Source organism: Enterobacter sp. SST3, from assembly GCF_000286655.1.
GTDB classification, from domain to species: domain Bacteria; phylum Pseudomonadota; class Gammaproteobacteria; order Enterobacterales; family Enterobacteriaceae; genus Enterobacter; species Enterobacter roggenkampii.
On the sequence record NZ_ALNS01000028.1, the window covers coordinates 25030 to 45684 of the forward strand.

Consider the following 20655-nt stretch of genomic DNA (forward strand, 5'->3'; position numbering starts at 1 on the left):
TCCTCTGTTAAAGATCTTCCGGCCAAGGGAAGCTTTCCGCCGCAATCGCCGGCGTGTGGTAATAATTCTGTAAGGCCTCGATCAGGCGCGCCGGACGTGCCGGGATGCCTTTCTCAAGGTATTCCATCACCTGCGCATGCACGCGGCGCTGGAAGACAATACGGTCTGGCTCGAAGTCGCCTTCGAGGTTGTCGCAGCTGACGTTGAACGGGAAACCCGCCGCCACGCAGAACAGCCATTCCAGCGCCTGCGGCTTCACTTCCACATCCTCAAACTGCCCCTGCGTCGCGGCGTCTCGCCCGTCCGGGCAATACCAGTAACCGAAGTCCACCAGTTCGCGACGCGCTTTTCCGGCGATGCACCAGTGCGAAATTTCGTGCAAACCGCTGGCGTAAAAGCCGTGCGCAAAGACGATGCGGTTATACGGAACCTCGTCATCAGCAGGAAGATAGATCGGTTCGTCGTCGCCTTTAATCAGACGGGTATTAAAATCGTCAGCAAAACAGCCGTCAAAGATCTCAATCAGCTGTTCATATTTATGCGTACTGTTCATTAGTGCATCCCCAACCAGGTGAGGATCTCCTGTCCATGGCTGTCATAAAGAAGTTTGGCGCTCATCACGGCCGAGACGATAACGATCATCGGACGGATCAGCTTTTGCCCTTTGCTTAATACCAGACGCGAGCCTGCGCGCGCGCCCAGGAACTGCCCTGCCATCATCACAAACCCGGTTGCCCAGATAACCTTGCCGCCAATGATAAACAGCAGCAGGCCGCCGACGTTCGAGGTCGCGTTGAGCACTTTGGCATGGGCGGTAGATTTGGCGAGGTTAAACCCGGCCAGCGTCACGAACGCCAGCGCGTAAAACGAGCCTGCCCCCGGGCCGAAGAAACCGTCGTAAAAACCGACGCAGCCCCCGGCAATCAGCGCAAACGGCAGGCCGTGCAGACGACGCTGACGGTCTTCCTCGCCGAGCTTCGGCATCAGCAGGAAGTAGAGACCGATACAGATAACCAGAACCGGCAGGATCTGGCGCAAAATATCCGACTGCACGTGCTGCACCAGCAGCGCGCCCGACGTGGAACCGATAAAGGTCATCAGGATATTGAGCTTCTGGTCGGCCAGGCTCACCACCTTACGGCGGATAAAATAGAGCGATGCTGAGAGCGAGCCGCCGCAGGCCTGCAGCTTGTTGGTGGCAAGCGCCTGCGCCGGGCTCATGCCCGCCGCCAGCAGCGCGGGTACGGTTAATAGCCCGCCGCCGCCCGCAAGGGCATCAATAAAACCGGCCAGCATAGCCACAAAGAACAGCACCACCAGCAGCAGCGGTGACACCATAAACAGATCGACGAAATTATCCATTAAAGTACATGCTCATCCAGTAGCGCCTGGCAGGAAGGCGGCAACGGAGGCGGTGTCTTCTTCTCAGGCTTAGAGGTTCCAGGTTTTGCCGGTTCAAACCAGCTTTGCAGTTCCGCACCACAGCCATCGCCTGGCGGCGGTAGCGGCTGATCTTCGCATTCCAGGCTATTCGCCGGGCAGCGCAGACGAACGTGCATGTGCGCACGATGCTGGAACCACGGGCGCACTTTGCGCAACCAGTCACGATCGGTTCCCTCATCGAGGCAGAGCTGTTGCTTGATAGCCGGGTTGACGAAGATCCGCGTAACGTCGTTATCTTTTGCCGCCAGCTTAATCAGGCTGAAGATATCCGGCGTCCACAGTGAAGGCACAACGCGCTTACCGTCGCTCGACACCAGATCCAGCGCCTGCGGTTTCAGCAACTGGGCTGAACTCCAGCGCGCTTTAGGCAGCTGCAGGAAGATATCGACATCCAGTCCGGTCTGGTGACTGGCGTGTCCACCGTTAAAACGCCCGCCCGCAGGCATCCCCATATCGCCGATCAGCATCGTGCCCAGCCCCAGATTATGCACCTGGTTTCCCAGCCGCTGGATGAACAGCACCAGATCCGGGTGGCCGAAGTAACGACGCTGGTCGGTACGCATCACCTGATAGGTATCCGATTGCAGCGGAAGTTCCTGAGCACCCACGATACAGCCGTTGGAAAAGGCGCCGATGGACTGCGCGCTCCCTGCCACCGGATGGGTGATTTTTTGCCACGGCGTAGCGGCCAGACTGGCTCCACTGGCAAGCAGCGCCAGCAGAGCAATTGCGGTTTTTTTCATGTTTACCAGCGTGGAATGGTGGTCGTCACATCCGCATTCTGCGCGCGCTGACGCAGGAAGTGATCCATCAGCACGATCGCCAGCATCGCTTCTGCGATCGGCACCGCGCGGATCCCCACGCACGGATCGTGACGTCCTTTAGTGATCATCTCAACTTCTTCGCCATCGCGGTTAATCGTGTGGCCCGGCACGGTAATGCTTGAAGTTGGTTTCAGCGCGATGTTGGCAATAATCTGCTGCCCGCTGCTGATCCCGCCCAGAATGCCGCCCGCGTGGTTGCTCTGGAAGCCCGCTTTCGTGATTTCGTCGCGATTCTGGCTGCCGCGCAGGGATACCACGTCAAAACCGTCGCCAATCTCAACCCCCTTCACCGCGTTGATGCTCATCAGCGCGTGCGCGATGTCGGCATCGAGACGGTCAAATACCGGCTCGCCCCAGCCTGGCGGGACGCCGTCGGCCACGACGGTGACTTTCGCCCCAATGGAGTCGCCCTCTTTTTTCAGACCGCGCATCAGTTCGTCCAGCGCGTCCAGCTTGTCGGCATCGGCACAGAAGAACGGGTTTTGCTCGACCTGATCCCAGTCTTTGATCGCCAGCGGAATGTCGCCCATCTGGGTCAGACAGCCGCGGATCACGATGCCAAATTTCTGCTGCAGGTATTTCTTAGCAATGGCGCCAGCCGCCACGCGCATCGCGGTTTCACGCGCGGAGGAACGTCCGCCGCCGCGATAGTCGCGGAAGCCGTACTTTTGTTCGTAGGTGTAGTCGGCATGGCCTGGACGGAACACGTCCTTGATGGTGCCGTAGTCCTGGGAGCGCTGATCGGTGTTTTCAATCAGCAGACCAATGCTGGTGCCGGTGGTACGGCCTTCAAAGACGCCGGAGAGAATTTTGACCTGGTCCGGCTCGCGACGCTGCGTGGTGTAGCGAGAGGTGCCCGGACGACGACGGTCGAGGTCATGCTGCAAATCGGCTTCGGTCAGTTCGATGCCTGGCGGTACGCCATCAACGATACAGCCCAGCGCCAGCCCGTGCGACTCGCCAAAGGTGGTCACGCGGAATACCTGTCCAATACTGTTTCCTGCCATCACGGCTCCGATGTTGTTGTTTGTGTTTGAGCGTTGTGAAACGGGCCGAAGCCCGCTGGATTAATCTTTATAGATGCTGAAGTGTTCGCGCGCGTCGAGCAGCTGCGCTTTGGTCAGCATAAAGACGCCGTCACCGCCGTTGTCGAACTCAAGCCAGGTGAACGGCACATCAGGGTACTGCTCTATCAGATGTACCATGCTGTTGCCCACTTCACAAATCAGAACGCCGTCGTCGGTCAGATAATCCGGCGCGCAGGCCAGAATGCGGCGGGTCAGCTTCAGGCCGTCAGATCCTGATGCCAGACCCAGCTCCGGCTCGTGACGGTATTCGTTCGGCAGATCGGACATGTCTTCCGCATCGACGTACGGCGGGTTAGTGACGATCAGATCGTACTGCAGCGTCGGCAGATCGCGGAACAGATCGGAGCGAATTGGCGTGACGTGATGGATCAGGCCGTGCTCTTCAATGTTGTGCTCGGTCACGGCCAGCGCATCGGTGGAGATATCGACGGCATCGACTTCCGCTTCCGGGAAGGCGTAAGCGCAGGCAATCGCGATACAACCGCTGCCGGTACACATATCCAGGATGTGCTGCGGCTGATGGCCGATCAGGCCTTCAAAGTGGTTGTTAATCAGCTCACCAATCGGCGAGCGCGGCACCAGCACGCGTTCATCGACATAGAACTCGTGGCCGCAGAACCAGGCTTTGTTGGTCAGGTAGGCGACCGGAATGCGTTCGTTGACGCGGCGAATCACGCGCTCAACGATGCGGTGTTTTTCGCTGGAGGTCAGGCGCGCGGTGCGCATGTCTTCCGGAATATCCAGCGGCAGATAGAGTGACGGCAGCACCAGCTGCACGGCCTCATCCCACGGGTTGTCGGTACCGTGTCCGTACCAGATATTGGCGGCGCTGAAGCGGCTAACCGACCAGCGCAACATGTCCTGTATGGTATGCAGCTCGTTTACTGCTTCATCGACAAATATTTTATCCACTCTTTCCTCCAGGGCATGCTCGCATAATTTTCGGCGGCTAGTTTGCCATGAAGACGGCGATAAATCAGCAATGACGCGTACCGCTTGAGGTTAAAAAATGCGTTTAGTCGGGTACACTATCGGAAATACGAGATGAGAATGACGAATGAAAAAGAAAACATCGCTCAGCGAGGAGGATCAGGCGCTCTTCCGCCAGCTAATGACCGGGACGCGGAAAATCGCACAGGACACCATCGTTCATCGCCCGCAGCGTAAAAAAATCAGCGAAGTCCCGGTCAAACGGCTGCTGCAGGAGCAGGCGGATAACAGCCACTATTTTTCAGATGAATTTCAGCCGCTGCTCAATACGCAGGGTGCGGTGAAATACGTGCGCGAAGACGTCAGCCATTTTGAACTGAAAAAGTTACGTCGCGGAGATTATTCGCCGGAGCTGTTTCTCGATCTGCATGGTTTAACGCAGATGCAGGCAAAACAGGAGCTGGGGGCATTGATCGCCGCCTGTCGCCGCGAACATGTTTTTTGCGCCTGCGTGATGCACGGCCACGGTAAGCATATCCTCAAGCAACAGACGCCGCTGTGGCTGGCTCAGCATCCACACGTGATGGCGTTTCATCAGGCACCCAAAGAGTACGGCGGAGATGCCGCATTGCTGGTGTTGATTGAAGTGGAAGAGTGGCAGCCGCCAGAATTACCCTGACAGGACGGCGGGAGGCCTGTTTTGCGCCCCCGCACAATCACACGTCACGTCAGATGGCTTTTGCCATCCTCAGGTTGCACGGACTCATTTGCCAGTTAAAGACACCTTTACCCGTTTCGTCCAGAGACACATTGGCAATGGCGGATGTCGTGAACATCGGCGGCGTTTCGCCCGGGCACAGCTCAGATACCAGATAGCCAACCAGTGGCAGGTGGGAAATGACCAGCGCGGACGCAACACCTTCATTGCACAGCGCCTGAAGATAGGCACTGACAAGGCCTACATCGCCACAGGGGGTGAGTTCAGGAAGAACATCCACGCTGGCCGGCAGGTTCATGCACTCCCCTACCACCTCCAGCGTCTGTTCAGCACGCAGGAACGGACTCACCAGAACGCGTTCGATGTCCACTTTTTGACCTTTAAGCCAGGTCGCCATCTGACGAGATTCGTCGCAGCCACACACGGTCAAAGGACGTACTGAGTCACTGGCGGCATCGAGTGCCGCGTCGCCGTGACGCATGATAAAAACTTGCATATTGCACCGCTTTTGTTAACCAGAATCACCGGCGTTAACTACCCGCGATAAATGCTGAGAGGTAGAAAACCCGATGGCCGGGCATTGTGCCTGATCCATTCGGTGAATGAAACGCTGTTTTTTACCTCAATGGCGTAAGTATAGTCAATCTCTGTTTACAAAATCGCCAGAACAGGTTCATTCACTTCAGGATTTACCCTTCTTTGACCTCAGCTTACGAGGACAGTTTCCCTTGCAGGCCAAAATGTCTGGCCCCGTTCCGCCATCTGCAATAATTCGTCACACGGTGTAAACCGTGGGCCATATTGCGAGGCCAGATGTTGCAAAATGGCAACCACTTCACCCGCGCCGAGTGTATCCATGTAGCGGAACGGGCCGCCAAGGAACGGCGGAAAACCAATACCAAATACCGCGCCGATGTCGCCATCGCGTGCGCTCTTGATCACCTGCTCACCAAAGCAGCGCGCCGCTTCATTGAGCATCATCATCACGCAACGTTCAGCGCACTGAACGGCAGACAGTTTTCCCTGACCGGTGGTCGAAATAAGCCCATAAACCGAAGGGTCGACCTGTTTCTTGCTTTTACGCCCTTTCGCGCCGTAAAGATAGAAACCGCGTTCATTTTTTCTGCCTTTGCGATCGTCCTTCAAAATTGCAGAAACAATGTTTGCAGGCGGGCTAAAACGATCGCCATAAGCTGCCTCCAGCACAGGTATAATTTTAGTGCCGGTGTCTATTCCCACCTCATCCAAAAGTTGGATTGGGCCAACGGGGAAACCAAACTTTACCAGCGCCTCGTCGACGTGTTCGATCTTCTCGCCTTCCGTCAGCAGCCGCATGGCTTCATTAATATAGGGCGCCAGAATACGGTTGACGTAGAAGCCGGCTTTATCTGCGACCACGATCGGCGTTTTACCCTGCTTCTTCGCAAGTTTGACTACCGTGGCGATGGTTTGCGGACTGGTGGTCGCATGTGGAATAACTTCCACCAGCGGCATTTTTTCTACCGGGCTAAAGAAGTGCAGCCCGATCACCTGCTCCGGACGCGCGGCTTTCGCCGCGATATCGCCAATCGATAATGACGACGTGTTGGAGGCAAAAATGGTATGCGGGGCGCAATGCTGCTCAACGTCTGCCACCATCTGCTGCTTAAGGGCCAGATCCTCAAACACGGCTTCAATCACCAGATCGCGGTGCGCAAAACCGCTGTAATCCGTCGTACCGGAGATCATTGCCAGGGTTTTATCACGCTCGCTTGCCTTGATATGGCGGCGTTTGACCTTTTGATCAAGGTTCTGCCAGCTGTACTGCAGCGCGTGGTTGATTCCCTTAGGGTTAATGTCTTTGATGCGTACCGGCAATTTGCCTTTGCTGGCGGTAACAAAAGCGATACCGCCGCCCATGAGCCCCCCACCCAGTACGCCAATGGCACGCAGCGGCGCAGGCGATGCCTCGCTGCCCGGGTCTTTTTTCACCTCTGTGCTGGCGAAGAAGATGCTGCGCAGCGCCTGTGACTGCGGCGTCATCGCCAGTTCGCCAAAGGCTTTGGCCTCCGCGGCATAGCCGCTGCTGCTGCCCTGCGACAGCCCGGTTTCGATCACGTCCAGGATCCGCTTTGCCGCCGGGTAATTGCCTTTGGTTTTTTGTTCGGTCTTTTTACCCACCATATTGAACAGGAGCGTTCTCCCCAGCGGACCGGCCAGCACGCGCTCGCGAACCGGCAGAGGACGTTTTGCCTGACGCCCTTTCAGCGCAAGCTCAACGGCGGCCTCCAGCAAAATGGACTGCGGCACGACGTCATCGACCAGACCGGCTTTCAGCGCCTGACGGGCACGCAGCTGTTTACCGGTTAAGATCATCTCCAGCGCCGTGCTGACGCCCACCAGCCGCGGCAGACGCTGCGTTCCGCCAGAACCAGGCAGCAGGCCCAGCTGCACTTCCGGCAGGCCCAGAATGGTTTTCGCATCGTCAGTACAGATGCGGCTGTGGCAGGCCAGCGCCAGCTCCAGTCCACCGCCCAGACACGCACCGTGGATCGCTGCGATGACCGGGATTGGGAGACTGTTGATCTCCGACATCACCTGCTGGCCCTGACGCGCCAGCTCTTCGGCTTCCAGCGCGCTTTGTGCCCGGGCAATCATGTTGATATCCGCCCCGGCGATAAAGTTGTCGGGTTTGGCAGAGATAAACACCAGACCGCGAATGGCTTTGTTCTCGCGGATCTGCTTTAGCATCGCGCGCACCTGAACGCCAAATTCGGCCTTCAGGGTATTCATCTTTTCATCAGGCACATCAATAGTGATAACGGCCACGTTATCGAGGCGAACCGTCAGATTAAATGCAGATGGCATATCCATTATTCAGCCTCCAGAACCATTGCTGCGCCAAGGCCGCCCGCCGCACAGGCGGTAACAAGGCCAAACCCACCGCCACGGCGACAGAGTTCATGTAATGTTTGCGTGATCATCCTCGCCCCTGTAGCGGCAAACGGATGACCGTAGGCGATAGAGCCACCCAGCACGTTGAATTTACTCTGATCCACTTCACCCGTGGCATGCGCGCGGCCCAGCACATCACGTGCGAAACGCTCGCTTGCCAGCAGCTGGACGTTTGCCAGGGTTTGCGCGGCAAACGCTTCGTGCATATCAATCAGGGTTAAATCAGCCAGCGTCAGCCCCGCGCGATCCAGCGCCAGCGGCGTGGACCATGCCGGACCCAACAGCATGTCCTGCCAGACGTCAATGGCGGTGAAGGCGTAGCTGCGTAAATAGCCCAGGGGAGTAATGCCCAGCTCTTTTGCACGGGATTCGGTCATCAGGATCACGGCGGCAGCCCCGTCCGTCAGCGGCGTACTGTTCGCCGCCGTCACGGTGCCGTGCTTGCGGTCAAACGCCGGGCGCAGTTTGGCGTAATCCGCCAGCGTTGACGTGCCACGAATATTGTTATCTTCCGCAAGCGGTTCGCGATAGGGCGGAATATAGGCGGTCATGACCTCATCGGTCAGCTTGCCTTCCGACCAGGCTTTTGCCGCAAGCTGATGTGAACGATGCGCCAGCGCATCCTGCTGTTCACGGGTAATGCCGTAGGTTTTCGCCATCTGCTCGGCGGTGTCGCCCATGCGCAGGCCGGTGGAATATTCCGCGACGGCAGGGGGAACAGGCATCAGATCGCGCAGACGTAAACGCGAGAAGAGTTTGAGCTTCTGACCCGTCGTGCGGGCTTTGTTGGCATCGACCAGGATACGCGCCAGCTTTTTACTGACCCCAATCGGCAGTACCGAAGAGGAGTCCGCTCCACCCGCTATCCCGGCACGAATGGTGCCCGCCATCAGGCTTTCGGCGACGTTAGCCACGGCCTGGAAGCTGGTTGCGCAGGCGCGGCTGACGCTGTAGGCGTCGGTATGAACATTCATCCCGGTACCGAGGACGATTTCCCGCGCAATGTTGGGGGCTTCAGGCATCTGTACGACCTGGCCGAAGACCAGCTGTTCGATGACCTCCGGCGGAATTTCGCTGCGAGCCAGCATCTCCCCCACTACCATTTTCCCCAGGTCGACGGCCGGTATGCCATGAAACGCCGTTGCCTGACGCGCAAATGGCGTGCGCAATCCACTGACTATGGCAATGCGATCGCCCTGACGGGTAATAAGCGGTAATGCCTGACTCATAACACTCCCCTGTAAAAAAATATTCGCAAACACTAAGTGGTCTGACCTGATAATAGTCTTAACCATTTTTTTACATTCAGCCAATCGGGGAAACGAAAAAGTGCGAGCTAAAACACAGAGAAGAAAAAGAAAATGCCCCTGCATAGCAGGGGCATTAGTGCGGTTTGTTGCCGGGTGCGCAAGGTAAAAGCAAAACGGTAACCCGTAGGTTACCGTTTTTAATGCTTGCGCCCTCTCCCGTGGGAGAGGGTCGGGGTGAGGGCATCAGGCCGCAGAAATTAACGCAGACCCAGCTGGAAAATCAGCGTTTCAGCTTCGCAGGCAAAAACAAAGTCGATGTCCAGCTTCACGCCGCCTTCCACTTCGGTAAAGGTCGACTTGATTTCACACGGCTCGGATTCAACATCACGCGCACGCTTGCTCAGCGCGGCCAGGGTCTCTTCCGCTTCGGCGCGGTTGGTGAACACACGGCTGTAAGACGCGGTGCAATCGGAGTTGTCCATGATGGTGCCAACATCCATACAGCAGCAAACCGGGGTTTCATCAGCACTGCATTTACTCATAGCTCAATTTCCTCTGTATTCGCGCAGCGCGCGAGATAAACACGATGCTGATATTTTACGCCCCGGCGCGGGCTCTCTCCAGCCGTTAATGGCGCAAAATCGGATAAGTGACCAATATCACACTAAAAAATGATCTAAAACAAAAACCACCCTTTTGGGTGAGTCGCGATGGTCACAATTTTGCCAACCAGATCTCGTTTCACGAAACATGTTTGAAAATATTAATAAACAAACTTGCAACATTCAGGCTGGTCGGACCTATACTCTGGCCACTGGTCTGATTTGTCTGTCATACCTCAGACCCTACACTTCGCGCTCCTGTTACGGTATGTAACAATTATTGAATAAAAATAACTCAATGAGGTTATGGTCATGAGCCAGAAAACCCTGTTCAACAAGACTGCGCTGGCAGTCGCAGTGGCACTCGTCTCCACTTCCGCATGGTCAGCGGGCTTTCAGTTAAACGAATTTTCTTCCTCTGGCCTTGGCCGCGCGTATTCAGGGGAAGGCGCTATTGCTGATGATGCGGGTAACGCAAGTCGTAACCCCGCATTGATCATGATGTTTGATCGTCCGACCTTCTCTGCCGGTGCGGTTTATATCGATCCTGATGTCAACATTTCTGGCAAGTCGCCTTACACGGGTGCGAGCCTTAAAGCGGACAATATTGCCCCAACAGCATGGGTCCCTAACCTGCACTTCGTTGCGCCTATCAATGAACAGTTTGGCTGGGGAGCATCCGTAACCTCTAACTACGGCCTTGCTACCGAGTTCAATAGCAACTATCCGGCTGGTGAATACGGCGGTAAAACAGACCTTACTACGCTGAACCTGAACCTGAGTGGTGCTTATCGCCTGAACGACAACTGGAGCTTTGGTCTGGGCTTTGATGCCGTCTACGCCGATGCCAAAATTGAACGTTACTCCGGGGAGCAAACTGCTCGCCTGCCAAAAAACAGCAATAAAATTGCCAGCCTTGAAGGTGATGAGTGGGGCTATGGCTGGAACGCCGGTATCCTGTACGAGCTGGACAAAAACAACCGTTGGGGCCTGACCTATCGCTCCGAAGTGAAAATTGACTTCGACGGCGATTACAAGAGCGGCATCCTGAAGCCCGTGAACAACGTGGTTCCTGGTGCGGGTACCACCATTCCTTGGGGAACGTCAAACCAGACCGTTCCAGGTTCGCTGTCACTGCATTTGCCAGAAATGTGGGAAGTCTCCGGTTATAACCGCGTTGCACCGCAATGGGCGATCCACTACAGCCTGGCCTATACCAGCTGGAGCCAGTTCCAGGAGCTGAAAGCGACCGGAAGCAATGGTCAAACGCTGTTCTATAAGGACGAAAGCTTCCACGACGCTTATCGTATTGCGTTGGGTACCACCTACTACTACGATAAAAACTGGACTTTCCGCTCCGGTATCGCATTTGACGACAGCCCGGTTCCGGCAGACAAGCGTTCCATTTCCATTCCGGATCAGGACCGCTTCTGGATAAGTGCAGGTGCGACTTATGCGTTCAACGAGAATGCATCCATCGATGCGGGCGTATCTTATATGCACGGTCAGAAAGTGACGTTCCAGGAAGGCCCTTACGAGTTTACTTCTGAAGGTAAAGCCTGGCTGTTCGGTACGAACTTCAACTACGCGTTCTAATCGCGCAGGAATTGAAAAAGGTGAGCATTGCTCACCTTTTTTATTTACTCCGAATCGATATCTTTTAGTTCGTTCTCGATCGCCTTCGCGTTTGGATTCTCTTCCGGTTTCAGCTTACCGCCGTTAGCAATAAAGTCATGATTCTGGAAGTACGCTTCTCGCACCATAATATACGGGTCAGAAGACTGGCGCAGTAAGCCATCAGAGTCGAGCAGTTGCGCACGGGTTTCAATCCCTTCCACCGTCCATTTACCCACCGACAGCGGCCAGGTCAGCCACGACAGAACCGGATACAGCGTATCAACCATATCGCCGCCGTCATCACGAAGGGTGAAACTACCGTAGAACGGTAATTGCATGTACGGACCGTACCCGACGCCATAATGTCCCATTGTGCTGCCGAAACGGTGCGGCTGCTCACGCTGCAGTTTCGGGTTCGCCATGCCTGCCACGTCAATAAAGCCGCCCATCCCCAGAATGGAGTTCAGGAAGAAGCGGGTAAAGTGCACCATCCCCTGATACGGGTCGCCCTGCAGGAAGTAGTTCACCATTACCGCAGGCTCTTCGAGGTTGCTGGTAAAGTTACTTAACCCGTTACGCGCGGGCTGGGGAACATAATCGCGCCATGCTACTGCCACCGGGCGAACCACATACGGGTCCAGCACGTTGTAGTTGAAGTTATACATGGAGCGGTTAAATCCTTCGAGAGGATCGGAGCGTCCCGTTTGCTCCCCGGAGCTGGCGCAGCCCACAAGCATCGTCGCGCCAAGCGCAAGCGCCGACAGCCGAAGTTTCATAAATATCTCCCTGTTCAGTATGGCTATCGTTGATTGCCATCCGTAACGGAGCCGTTGATGCTCCGTCTGTAAACGTGCAAGCGATTGTAACAGCACGTTTACCGATGTCTATGAGCACAATTACGGGCAGTAATCACCGTGACTCTGATCTCAGCATAGCCTGGCTTTTGGAATTCGTTTCGCTGGCAATTTTATAATGTCTTTGAAAGAGATGTATCACCTTTGTTGTTATTGCCGCCAATTTAAGAGCATCCCCACAGGCATCCCGATAAAAGCCGCTACGCTTAACAGAAAGATCAACCTCCGGGAGCAGATATGAAAGAAGTGGGCGAAGAAAAAATTGGCGAGAGCGATGAGGAACTTGAAATTGAAAGCGAGGAGAAAGCGCGTGGCGAGAAAATAGAAATTGATGAAGATCGCCTCCCTTCCCGCGCGATGGCCATCCATGAGCATATACGCCAGGACGGTGAAAAAGAGATGGAGCGCGATGCCATGGCCCTCTTCTGGTCAGCTATCGCCGCAGGGCTCTCAATGGGCGCCTCTCTGCTCGCCAAAGGGATATTTCATGTTCAGCTGGAAGGTGTGCCGGGCGGTTTTTTACTCGAGAATCTCGGCTATACCTTCGGCTTTGTGATTGTCATCATGGCCCGCCAGCAGCTGTTTACCGAAAACACGGTGACCGCCGTTCTGCCGGTGATGCAAAACCCTACCCTCGGCAACTTCGGTTTATTGATGCGTCTGTGGAGCGTCGTCCTGCTGGGTAATATCATCGGCACGGGCATCGCGGCCTGGGCGTTTGAGTACATGCCGATCTTTGATGAACCCACCCGGGATGCATTTGTAAAAATCGGCATGGATGTGATGAAAAACACCCCGATTGAAATGTTCTCGAATGCCATCATCTCCGGGTGGATTATCGCCACGATGGTCTGGATGTTTCCTTCAGCAGGGAGCGCCAAAATTGTGGTGATTATATTGATGACCTGGCTGATTGCGCTGGCTGACACCACGCATATTGTGGTCGGTACCGTAGAAATACTGTATCTGGTCTTTAACGGTACGCTTCACTGGAGCGACTTTTTCTGGCCGTTCGCCTTACCGACACTAGCAGGAAACATCTGCGGCGGAACGTTTATCTTCGCGCTGTTAAGCCATGCCCAAATCCGTAACGACATGTCGAACAAACGCAAAGCGGAGCTTAAAGCGCGGGAAAATGATGATAAATCGACAAAAAAATCGTCCTGAATGGTGACTCTTTGAGCAGTCAGGCGGCGATGCGCTTAACGCAAAGTGTAAATGACGCTATACTCGTGCCGCCTCGTCCCCTTAGTTAAATGGATATAACGAGCCCCTCCTAAGGGCTAGTTGCAGGTTCGATTCCTGCAGGGGACACTTTGACCTACACGCGCATTCACCTGTCTATCGCCAGAATTCACTGAGCAGAAGAATCCTGTTTTATTTGAGCGTAACGCGCAGCAAGCTGTCTTAGGCGCAACTCCAGCTGGGTCTTTTCGGCTTCAGGAAGCGCATCTCCGGCTGGATGCTGTGACAGGCGTCGGAGTTGTTCTTCTGCCGGTATTGTTTGATTAAATGACTGTATAGTCGAAAAAACCACCGATTTAAGCTCACTCACCGTGATGTATTTTCCCTTTTGCTCATCCAGACTGCTCAGCCGATGGCTCAGTTGCTGAAGCTTCATCATTCCCTCATACCAACTGTTCATAGCGTCGACAGGCAACGCTGCCGCGTAAAATTTTTGCTGCCACTGTGAGGTGAGCGATTTCGCCTCCCCCGGCCACACTGTCTGGAGTTGCGCTAACAACTGAAGGCTGTAGGAAATATTCCAGTCAGGAGGCAGCTTATCCAGTCGGGCAAGCTGCTGCTGCGTTTCTGTGATAAATGTGGACGGTAAAGTACCTTGCTGTGCTAACGCGTCTTGCTGAACAGGTGTAAGCACTTCAGGTAACGGCGCCAGCGAGGCAATGGCCTGAGTCGTTAAGGGATCGGGTCTGGACAGAAAGCCCCCTCCCCACGCCACGGCGACGCCGATCGCCAGCATAGAACACATCCCGGCGACAAAGGGCTTCCATGGTCTGACCGACCCGTGCGCTGTCGTAAGACCCTCTGCATCAGTCTGATTCTCCGGCTGCACAACATAGACCCATTTCACTTCGTCAACCGGCTCTGCCCTTTCCTGAGGTATTTCGCAACCGGGCATCATGAGTGCATTCAGATCTGATGCGTCATTACGGATTTCCAGCCGTTCAGCATTCGAACGTACCAACGTTCGTAATGTATCGAACTGGCTTAGGTGTTTCAGCTCAAGGCGCTGGAGCACCGAACCCAGCCGGGTAAGCAACGCTTCAGCGCTATAAAGCTCACTGAGATGGCTTTTGTTGAGTGGAAGCATACGCATGCGCTGCTGCAGTCGCGGGCTCAGGCCGCTAAGAATTTCCATACGAGCGTGTAGCGTCTTCGGCCAGAAAACGTCCCACTGGTGGCTAATCAGTGCCTCCAGAATCGCCAGCCCTTCGTTCAGGCCTGCTAATCCAGACAGGTGAATACGGGCAAGGGTGTACCAGGCTGCAGTCTGCAACTCCACACCGTTCTGTTCGAACAGAGAGAGAGAGCGTTTTTCGACATATTGCCAGTTTACATCCGGGCGAGCAGGATGCGTCAGCTTGCTGAGCTCATCGCGGAGAGCAGCGTAATCTGGCAGCGTGCGCGGGTCGCCACCGGTTTTTATTTTACGTGGGATGATGTCATTCATGACCTATTGTCCATTTGACGTATCTGGAGCTAATAAAGGATATTGTTTATGCGGCTTCGCTTTCTGCATATTCGAGACTCTGCAGATACTGTAGCGCTACCGGGTCAGCAATATATTCAATCTGCCCGTGGTGACGCTCCACCTCTTCAATAATTCGGCTAAGCTCGATCCGGAAAAACTCTTTACGCAGATTGATTCGGTTAATCCGGTAGCGTTCCAGATGGTCATGTAACGTCCTTTCAAGCGCAGGGGCGTCATCGCAGGAAATCATGGCGTGGACATCAAAATCAAACGGCACAGCTGCCCCGCTCAATTCTTTCACGCGCTCCATGGGCTCCAGTCGACGGGTCATACCGATTTTGAAGACGTTTTCACCGAAGGAACCGATATTCGAAATGACATACACGTATCCCTGTTTGGTGAGCTGGGCCATGGATTTGGCACGTTCATACTGCTGATGCACGTCCTGGATTTTCTGCTCCAACTCCAGGCGCTGTCTTTCCAGTTCTACCCTGTGAGCACCTTCAGCGGCAAGCAGGGCTTCTTCCAGTAAACGCTGCTGTTCGGCGAGACGTTGCTCCTCCTCTTCCGCTTCGCGCTGCTGCTGTTCCAGTTCATCCTGACGCTGTTTTTCTTCACGCATCTGGCGCTTGAGCTCAGCCTGATATTCTTTTTCTTCCTGCGCTTTTTCCAGCAGAGCAACCTTATCCAGAAACTGCTGTTTTACGCCTTCCCAGTCGGCGTTATCTTCCAGTTCCAGAAAGGCGATTTTCTCGCTGATAGCAGCGTAAGCCTCTCTTTCCTTCCTGAGCTGGTCGTACTTGCTTTGCCAGTTATTCACCGTGGTGCCAGAAAGCAGGGTTTTGACTTTGAATTTATACGCGGAGTCCACAATACGCTGCAGTGCCCGAGAGGCTTTATTTTTGGCATTGTGAAAGTCATCCCACTGACCGGCAAGGCGTTGCTTTTCCTGATACAGACCGCGAGCCACTTCAGTACTGACGGTTTCTTCAAAGGCCTTCTCTTTCTGAATGAGGTACGACATAGCCTGTTCCAGCTCCGCTGTTTTCTTACGGAAGCCCCGGTAAATGAAAACCCGCATTATCAACGCAACGGCTATCAGTAAGCCAAAGAATAAACTGATGATTCCTGCTGGATTCGACACAGACTCGATAAATCGCTCATTAAAATTTATTAATGCTCTTACCGCGACATAAATACACCAGACAATTACACCGATAATAACCAAAACAATCCCTACGGCATTGTCATCTTTTTTCCTTCGTGCCATATGTTATTTATTTCCTTGTTTCATATAAATCTGATTATTTAATCTTTAAAATAAATAGGGCATCTTTGCTATATCTTATTAATATTGATTCCCTGAGCAAATCGGTAAATGGGTATATCCGGGTTTGTTGGCCATATAGAGGGGTGCGCATGTTGACTGTCGGGCTTTTGTGCTGGCCGGTTCGTCGTTTTCTGTCACGCGTTGCTGTTTCTGCTTTTTCGCAGTGGTTATCTTTTTCATCTGCTTTTTTCGGGAGGATGTTGATGGTATTAAACGATTGCTGCCTTCTGAGGGACTATACCCGGAACAGAATCGTTTCGACTGACTCAAAGTCCCGTCATTACAGACAAAGCGTCCATCCGATGTGCAGTGCGCTATACCTCCTTTTGAACCTGAGCAAGGCTGTCTTCCGCGTGCCGCATCGGCCTGTGTTGTCAAAATAATTCCTGAGACCAAAAGGAAGATTAATTCTCTCTTTTTCATACTCGTTACTTACTCTGTTATTTTGGAGTTCCGCTTCCCGCTAGTTTTGTTATTTCTTCTGATGAGAACGGAATAACTAACAGCCCCAAAAATTATTGCTCATTCCGTTTTCGCTATGAAAGAAGCGCGATAATTAGCCCAAAAAATGTGCTCTCATCAAATTGCTGTCTTGAGCAGGATAAAGCACCAGGCGGAGTAAAGGTCCAGTCACTCACGGTACCTGATCTCATGAATAAACGGCTCAGGGAGGTCATATGCCCTCCCTCATGGAAAATTGCCTCTACGCACCCAGTCACCCCCTTACCATACAGAAATACCGGCGTAAACTTTACGACCCGGCCATCGTAACGAAGAACGATACCTGAAATTTCAAAAGTGCCGTCCACCACCAGCAGGTCCGAGACGAATGCTGTGTACGGTTCTATATTAAGTCCGGTACCCACCAGCCACGCATCCATCTGCTCCTGAAGCTTTACCATTCGCAGGCGAAACTCTGCAATATCGACCTGACTCTTACTGACAACAGGAACAGGTGCGGGTTGTCTGGCCTGTAGTTTTTTCATAAATTGTGATTTTGCTGACATGGTATTACCTGATATTAATGGGGGGTTACTGAGCCCAGAAGCTGCTGGTTCTTAAGATGTCGCAGCATAACGCGACCTTCGGGCATAAACTGGGTTCCATACCGTACAAGCCCAATACCTCTCAATTCAGCATCAATGGCGTAGCGGAGTTCACCGGGCACTTGCTGTTCGAGTAAAGTGACATTCAGAGACTGCACACGGGGTTCATACTTAAGCAAGACACCAGCCAGCGTATCGATTAACTCATGGGCAGTTCCAGGCATTCCTTGCAGGATTTTAGTCATATCGGGCAAACCATAATCTGGTAAATGGCTCACGGTTCCAGTACGGGCATTTAAAATACGCTGGATATTATCCAGTACTGATAAAATGACCTGGTCTTCTTCGTCTACAACTTCAAGGGAAAGCTCCCCTGTAAAGTTGCCAGTAAGAATTTCATATAAAGATGGGGATTTTCTGTCTGGCATTTTGACCTCAGGAAACTTGCTGAAATGGTTGATTTCTATTGTCAATTAATGTTGAAGACTTCATGTGTTGTCCTCTATCATTTCAATTATTACGGATTTTGCACCCAGTAGAGTCCAGCCTGAAAATCCGCTGTCAGATGGATTAAGAAAGTCGGTACCTGGCCATTCAGGTGCAACTAAATCAGAGAACTGATAGTCCCAAAAATATCAAGCTGAATTTTTTATTTTTTCTCCAGCCTTATCATACAGGGCGAAAAATGATTGATTTGAAAATAGACGCAATACCCGCCCCACCCCGTCAAAAGGCTTGAAGTTAAGAATGTAAGTGATGGCATAGCAAGTGTTGTTCTCATTCCACATTTTTCACCAGGTGTGGTTTAAATATAAGCCAGCATCTTTATAGAAAAAAGGATAAAAAATAATAAAATACATTAGAGCATCATGTTTAAGATCGATTTAATTGCCCTGCGCACGTTTATTCATCCTCGTCATGAACTCTTCATTGTATAGCCATGAAGTTAAGCCTATGGAATTAATGAATTAAAGAAATGATTCGGCTACACCACTTTTTATGTTGAGAGGAAATCGAGTACCCATCCACACAATTACCTATGTAATTGATTGATAAGAAATCATCTCCAGTTAACTCGCCCGGGAAGAAAACGGCATCACCAGCAGTTCTTTTGATACCAGTACGTCGTATTTAAGTACCGTATCAGCCCTGCGCAGTAGCGTCTGGTAATCGCTGGCATCAACTGCTTTACGATCCCTGAGCTGATAAATCCGTACCATTGTCGCCAGCGGCGTCTGTGCGCCATCAGCGTTAATGGCCGTACGCGGGGTAAAATCAAGATGCAGCGTTTTGATTTTCTTGTAGAAGATGGATTTCGTGATGCTGACCGTACCGTCCGTAACGGTCTGAGTCAGACCGCAGCCAGCGAGCAAACCACAGGCAATAAGCGTCAGCGCCCGCCAGCGAGCTATATTTAAAGTGAATACTAACTATAATTAACAGAAAAGATTCGCAACATGGGGAAAAATAATTACGGATTATGTTATTAAAATCACTAATTAATGGCCCGCAATATATACCCAACAAACCTCAAAATGCATGAGCGACTCATCGCTAAGCCCGGAACAACTCGACTGATAAGCCATCTCACCATGCAACTTCAAGTTAATCGAGTATAAACATTACAGAAAATAGCATTTAAATAAGCATCAAAGTAAAAATATAACACATGGATTTATTTTAAAACAAATCCGTCATAGCCTAATTCACCAGGAAAAAGAAGTTCTTTATCCTTACCGTACAAAAATTCAATGGAGTCATATGCCGCAATTTCAGACATACCGTAAAATAGTGAAGGCTTAAATATCACACCCCCATTAGAATCATATAAAACAAAATAGTAATCTTCATCTTTCAGGTATTTATAAAGTGATAACGGAGATATTATTTTAGCATGATATATATTTACCTTATATTGTTTATCAGGACTGACTATATCAAACACCTTTGTTTTTTCATTGATAAACAAAGTAGAAGGCAAAAATGCCCAAATGATTAGCAATAAAAAAAATGCAAGATATATTTTTTTGATTTTCATTTACAGAGGAATTTCCTTGTCAGTTTCTCTCGGCGAGACCCATAATACATCAGAAAAAACAATGTAATCACCACCTGAATCATGTTTTTTTTGCCACTTCCGGAAGTCTTTGTTAAAAATCGGCACAAATCCTGAAAAACTCCTCACCAGATGCCCCCAAAAACCAGATAAGTAAGTGGACATGTAAATGCCAGTTTCTTCCTTGTTTAGTATACGGTTTTTACTCCAAACCCCTAAAGGCTCTGATGCATCTCCTTCATCAACGAAATCATAAGTATCCTTGAGGTAAAAGCCCAACTTATCTACAATAAAAAATACTTTTCCCTCCCTGACTTGCGTCATTCCACGAACACATACTTTAAGATTCGAATTTCCCATTGCACCATACCAATCGTTTACCGTATCAAATTTACTTCCTATGGTTATTAGATTTACTTGGGATGTGTTATCCAATTCCATAACATCGTCAGTATACCCAAGAGATATCGCACCTTTATTAAAATCACCTTTATTTTGAAGCAATTTTCTTAATCGAGCAATACCTTTCATACTTTTCCAACGACCAGTAAGCTCTTCAATCCCAGCGCTAACCTGCTCAAATTTAAGTGCCCATGACATTTTGACTATTTCAGTACTAACTTGAGTTGATGGTAAGTTTCTTGCATCTTCATCTAATTTTTTTCTTTTACTTTCAGTAGTAAAAATAAATGCTGGTGAAATTTCAAACCAATGCTCCATTAACTTAGGAGCCATTTCCCACCCCATTTCTCTCATCGCGTCAGGGATCATATCAATATGGAAGAAGTCTACACTGACTTTCTTTTCCTGCTGCTCCGGTTCTTTTGTGGTAGTCGTTGATGAAACTGCCATTACCTTGTCCCCGCTATGATCTGGAAAACATAGTCCAGGTTTACGTTTTCTTCGGTATCTGAATTTATTGCATGCGTCAGAGCTGAATCAGTTCTTCCTACCACTGTACCGGTAGATGTCTGTAATTGATATGCAAATTCCATATCTTCAGAACCTGTTAAGGAATCCAGGACCCTGAAACATGCTGTATTTGGACCACATGATAAATTTGGTAATGGAGCGGGCATTTCAGCAGTTCCCTGCCCCAGGGTACTGCTTCCCGCCGCCATAGTCCGCTTCACTTTGCGCATATACATCGCCGTCGTACCATACTCCACCTTTCCCGCCTCCAGCCGCAGGTAGCTTCCGCCCCCAGTCAGCGTGATGCGTTTTTTCCCGGCAAACGAGATGTCACTCGC

The 20655-nt window shown here is 51.9% G+C and carries 20 protein-coding genes, 1 tRNA gene and 2 pseudogenes; 4 read left to right on the forward strand and 19 right to left on the reverse strand.

The window, feature by feature from the left end; all coding sequences use genetic code 11:
• Positions 1-7: 7 nt before the first annotated feature.
• From B498_RS04890 to prmB, 5 genes are read right to left on the reverse strand one after another with little or no spacing between them, the layout of a single operon-like run.
• A complete protein-coding gene (locus tag B498_RS04890; protein ID WP_008502608.1) occupies positions 8-553 on the reverse strand; it encodes an elongation factor P hydroxylase in 546 nt (181 codons plus the stop codon).
• Complete coding sequence (locus B498_RS04885; RefSeq protein WP_008502609.1) at positions 553-1362, reverse strand: sulfite exporter TauE/SafE family protein; 810 nt, start codon at positions 1360-1362, stop codon at positions 553-555. Before B498_RS04885 ends, B498_RS04890 begins: the two co-directional genes overlap by 1 nt.
• Entirely contained in the window at positions 1362-2186 is an 825-nt protein-coding gene (mepA, locus tag B498_RS04880; protein WP_008502610.1) for a penicillin-insensitive murein endopeptidase, read from the reverse strand. The genes B498_RS04885 and mepA overlap by 1 nt, the downstream gene beginning before the upstream one ends.
• Before the next feature lie 2 nt (positions 2187-2188).
• The gene (gene aroC, locus B498_RS04875; protein WP_008502611.1) at positions 2189-3274 is read right to left on the reverse strand and encodes a chorismate synthase; all 1086 of its coding nucleotides are present in this window, start codon (positions 3272-3274) and stop codon (positions 2189-2191) included.
• Between the two features lie 60 nt (positions 3275-3334).
• Entirely contained in the window at positions 3335-4267 is a 933-nt protein-coding gene (gene prmB, locus B498_RS04870; RefSeq protein WP_008502612.1) for a 50S ribosomal protein L3 N(5)-glutamine methyltransferase, read from the reverse strand.
• Between the two features lie 145 nt (positions 4268-4412).
• Here prmB and smrB point away from each other — a divergent pair, with 145 nt between their 5' ends.
• A complete protein-coding gene (gene smrB / locus B498_RS04865; protein ID WP_008502613.1) occupies positions 4413-4964 on the forward strand; it encodes an endonuclease SmrB in 552 nt (183 codons plus the stop codon).
• Between the two features lie 49 nt (positions 4965-5013).
• Here smrB and sixA read toward each other — a convergent pair whose 3' ends face one another.
• The 4 genes from sixA to B498_RS04845 form a co-directional block, all read right to left on the reverse strand.
• Positions 5014-5499 (reverse strand): phosphohistidine phosphatase SixA, encoded by a 486-nt coding sequence (gene sixA, locus B498_RS04860; RefSeq protein WP_032623034.1) that lies wholly within the window; start codon positions 5497-5499, stop codon positions 5014-5016.
• Positions 5500-5708: 209 nt separating this feature from the next.
• Positions 5709-7856: a fatty acid oxidation complex subunit alpha FadJ gene (gene fadJ, locus B498_RS04855; protein ID WP_008502615.1), complete on the reverse strand. Its 2148-nt coding sequence runs from the start codon at positions 7854-7856 to the stop codon at positions 5709-5711.
• Positions 7856-9166, reverse strand: a complete 1311-nt coding sequence (gene fadI, locus B498_RS04850; RefSeq protein WP_008502616.1) for an acetyl-CoA C-acyltransferase FadI — start codon at positions 9164-9166, stop codon at positions 7856-7858. Before fadI ends, fadJ begins: the two co-directional genes overlap by 1 nt.
• 278 nt (positions 9167-9444) lie before the next feature.
• Positions 9445-9729 carry a YfcZ/YiiS family protein gene (locus B498_RS04845; protein WP_008502617.1) on the reverse strand — a complete coding sequence of 95 codons (285 nt, stop codon included), beginning with the start codon at positions 9727-9729 and terminating at the stop codon, positions 9445-9447.
• Between the two features lie 372 nt (positions 9730-10101).
• On the opposite strand from B498_RS04845, the gene fadL reads away from it, so the two are divergent.
• Positions 10102-11385 carry a long-chain fatty acid transporter FadL gene (fadL, locus tag B498_RS04840; protein ID WP_008502618.1) on the forward strand — a complete coding sequence of 428 codons (1284 nt, stop codon included), beginning with the start codon at positions 10102-10104 and terminating at the stop codon, positions 11383-11385.
• A 44-nt stretch (positions 11386-11429) separates the two neighbouring features.
• On the opposite strand, the gene mlaA is transcribed toward fadL, so the two are convergent.
• Positions 11430-12182, reverse strand: coding sequence for a phospholipid-binding lipoprotein MlaA (gene mlaA, locus B498_RS04835; protein ID WP_008502619.1), 753 nt, complete (start codon positions 12180-12182; stop codon positions 11430-11432).
• Between the two features lie 315 nt (positions 12183-12497).
• On the opposite strand from mlaA, the gene B498_RS04830 reads away from it, so the two are divergent.
• A complete protein-coding gene (locus B498_RS04830) occupies positions 12498-13427 on the forward strand; it encodes a formate/nitrite transporter family protein (RefSeq protein WP_008502620.1) in 930 nt (309 codons plus the stop codon).
• Between the two features lie 75 nt (positions 13428-13502).
• Positions 13503-13574 (forward strand) — tRNA-Arg (locus B498_RS04825).
• Between the two features lie 40 nt (positions 13575-13614).
• On the opposite strand, the gene B498_RS04820 is transcribed toward B498_RS04825, so the two are convergent.
• The 9 genes and pseudogenes from B498_RS04820 to B498_RS21875 all read right to left on the reverse strand — a co-directional run.
• A complete protein-coding gene (locus B498_RS04820) occupies positions 13615-14952 on the reverse strand; it encodes a VasL domain-containing protein (protein WP_008502621.1) in 1338 nt (445 codons plus the stop codon).
• A 46-nt stretch (positions 14953-14998) separates the two neighbouring features.
• Positions 14999-16243, reverse strand: a complete 1245-nt coding sequence (locus tag B498_RS04815) for a GIY-YIG nuclease family protein (RefSeq protein ID WP_008502622.1) — start codon at positions 16241-16243, stop codon at positions 14999-15001.
• Positions 16244-16321: 78 nt separating this feature from the next.
• Positions 16322-16726 (reverse strand): hypothetical protein, encoded by a 405-nt coding sequence (locus B498_RS23530; protein ID WP_071530983.1) that lies wholly within the window; start codon positions 16724-16726, stop codon positions 16322-16324.
• Between the two features lie 113 nt (positions 16727-16839).
• On the reverse strand, positions 16840-17310 hold the full coding sequence (locus tag B498_RS04810; RefSeq protein ID WP_008502623.1) for a hypothetical protein: 471 nt from the start codon (positions 17308-17310) through the stop codon (positions 16840-16842).
• Between the two features lie 14 nt (positions 17311-17324).
• Entirely contained in the window at positions 17325-17777 is a 453-nt protein-coding gene (gene tssE / locus B498_RS04805; protein ID WP_008502624.1) for a type VI secretion system baseplate subunit TssE, read from the reverse strand.
• 654 nt (positions 17778-18431) lie between these two features.
• A pseudogene (tssJ, locus tag B498_RS0121630) lies at positions 18432-18761 on the reverse strand (type VI secretion system lipoprotein TssJ); the annotation flags it as partial.
• Positions 18762-19024: 263 nt separating this feature from the next.
• On the reverse strand, positions 19025-19387 hold the full coding sequence (locus B498_RS04800; protein ID WP_008502625.1) for a DUF6201 family protein: 363 nt from the start codon (positions 19385-19387) through the stop codon (positions 19025-19027).
• Complete coding sequence (locus tag B498_RS04795) at positions 19388-20257, reverse strand: DUF6402 family protein (protein ID WP_008502626.1); 870 nt, start codon at positions 20255-20257, stop codon at positions 19388-19390.
• Positions 20257-20655, reverse strand: a pseudogene (locus tag B498_RS21875) (DUF2345 domain-containing protein); the annotation flags it as partial. The gene B498_RS04795 and the pseudogene B498_RS21875, both read right to left, overlap by 1 nt.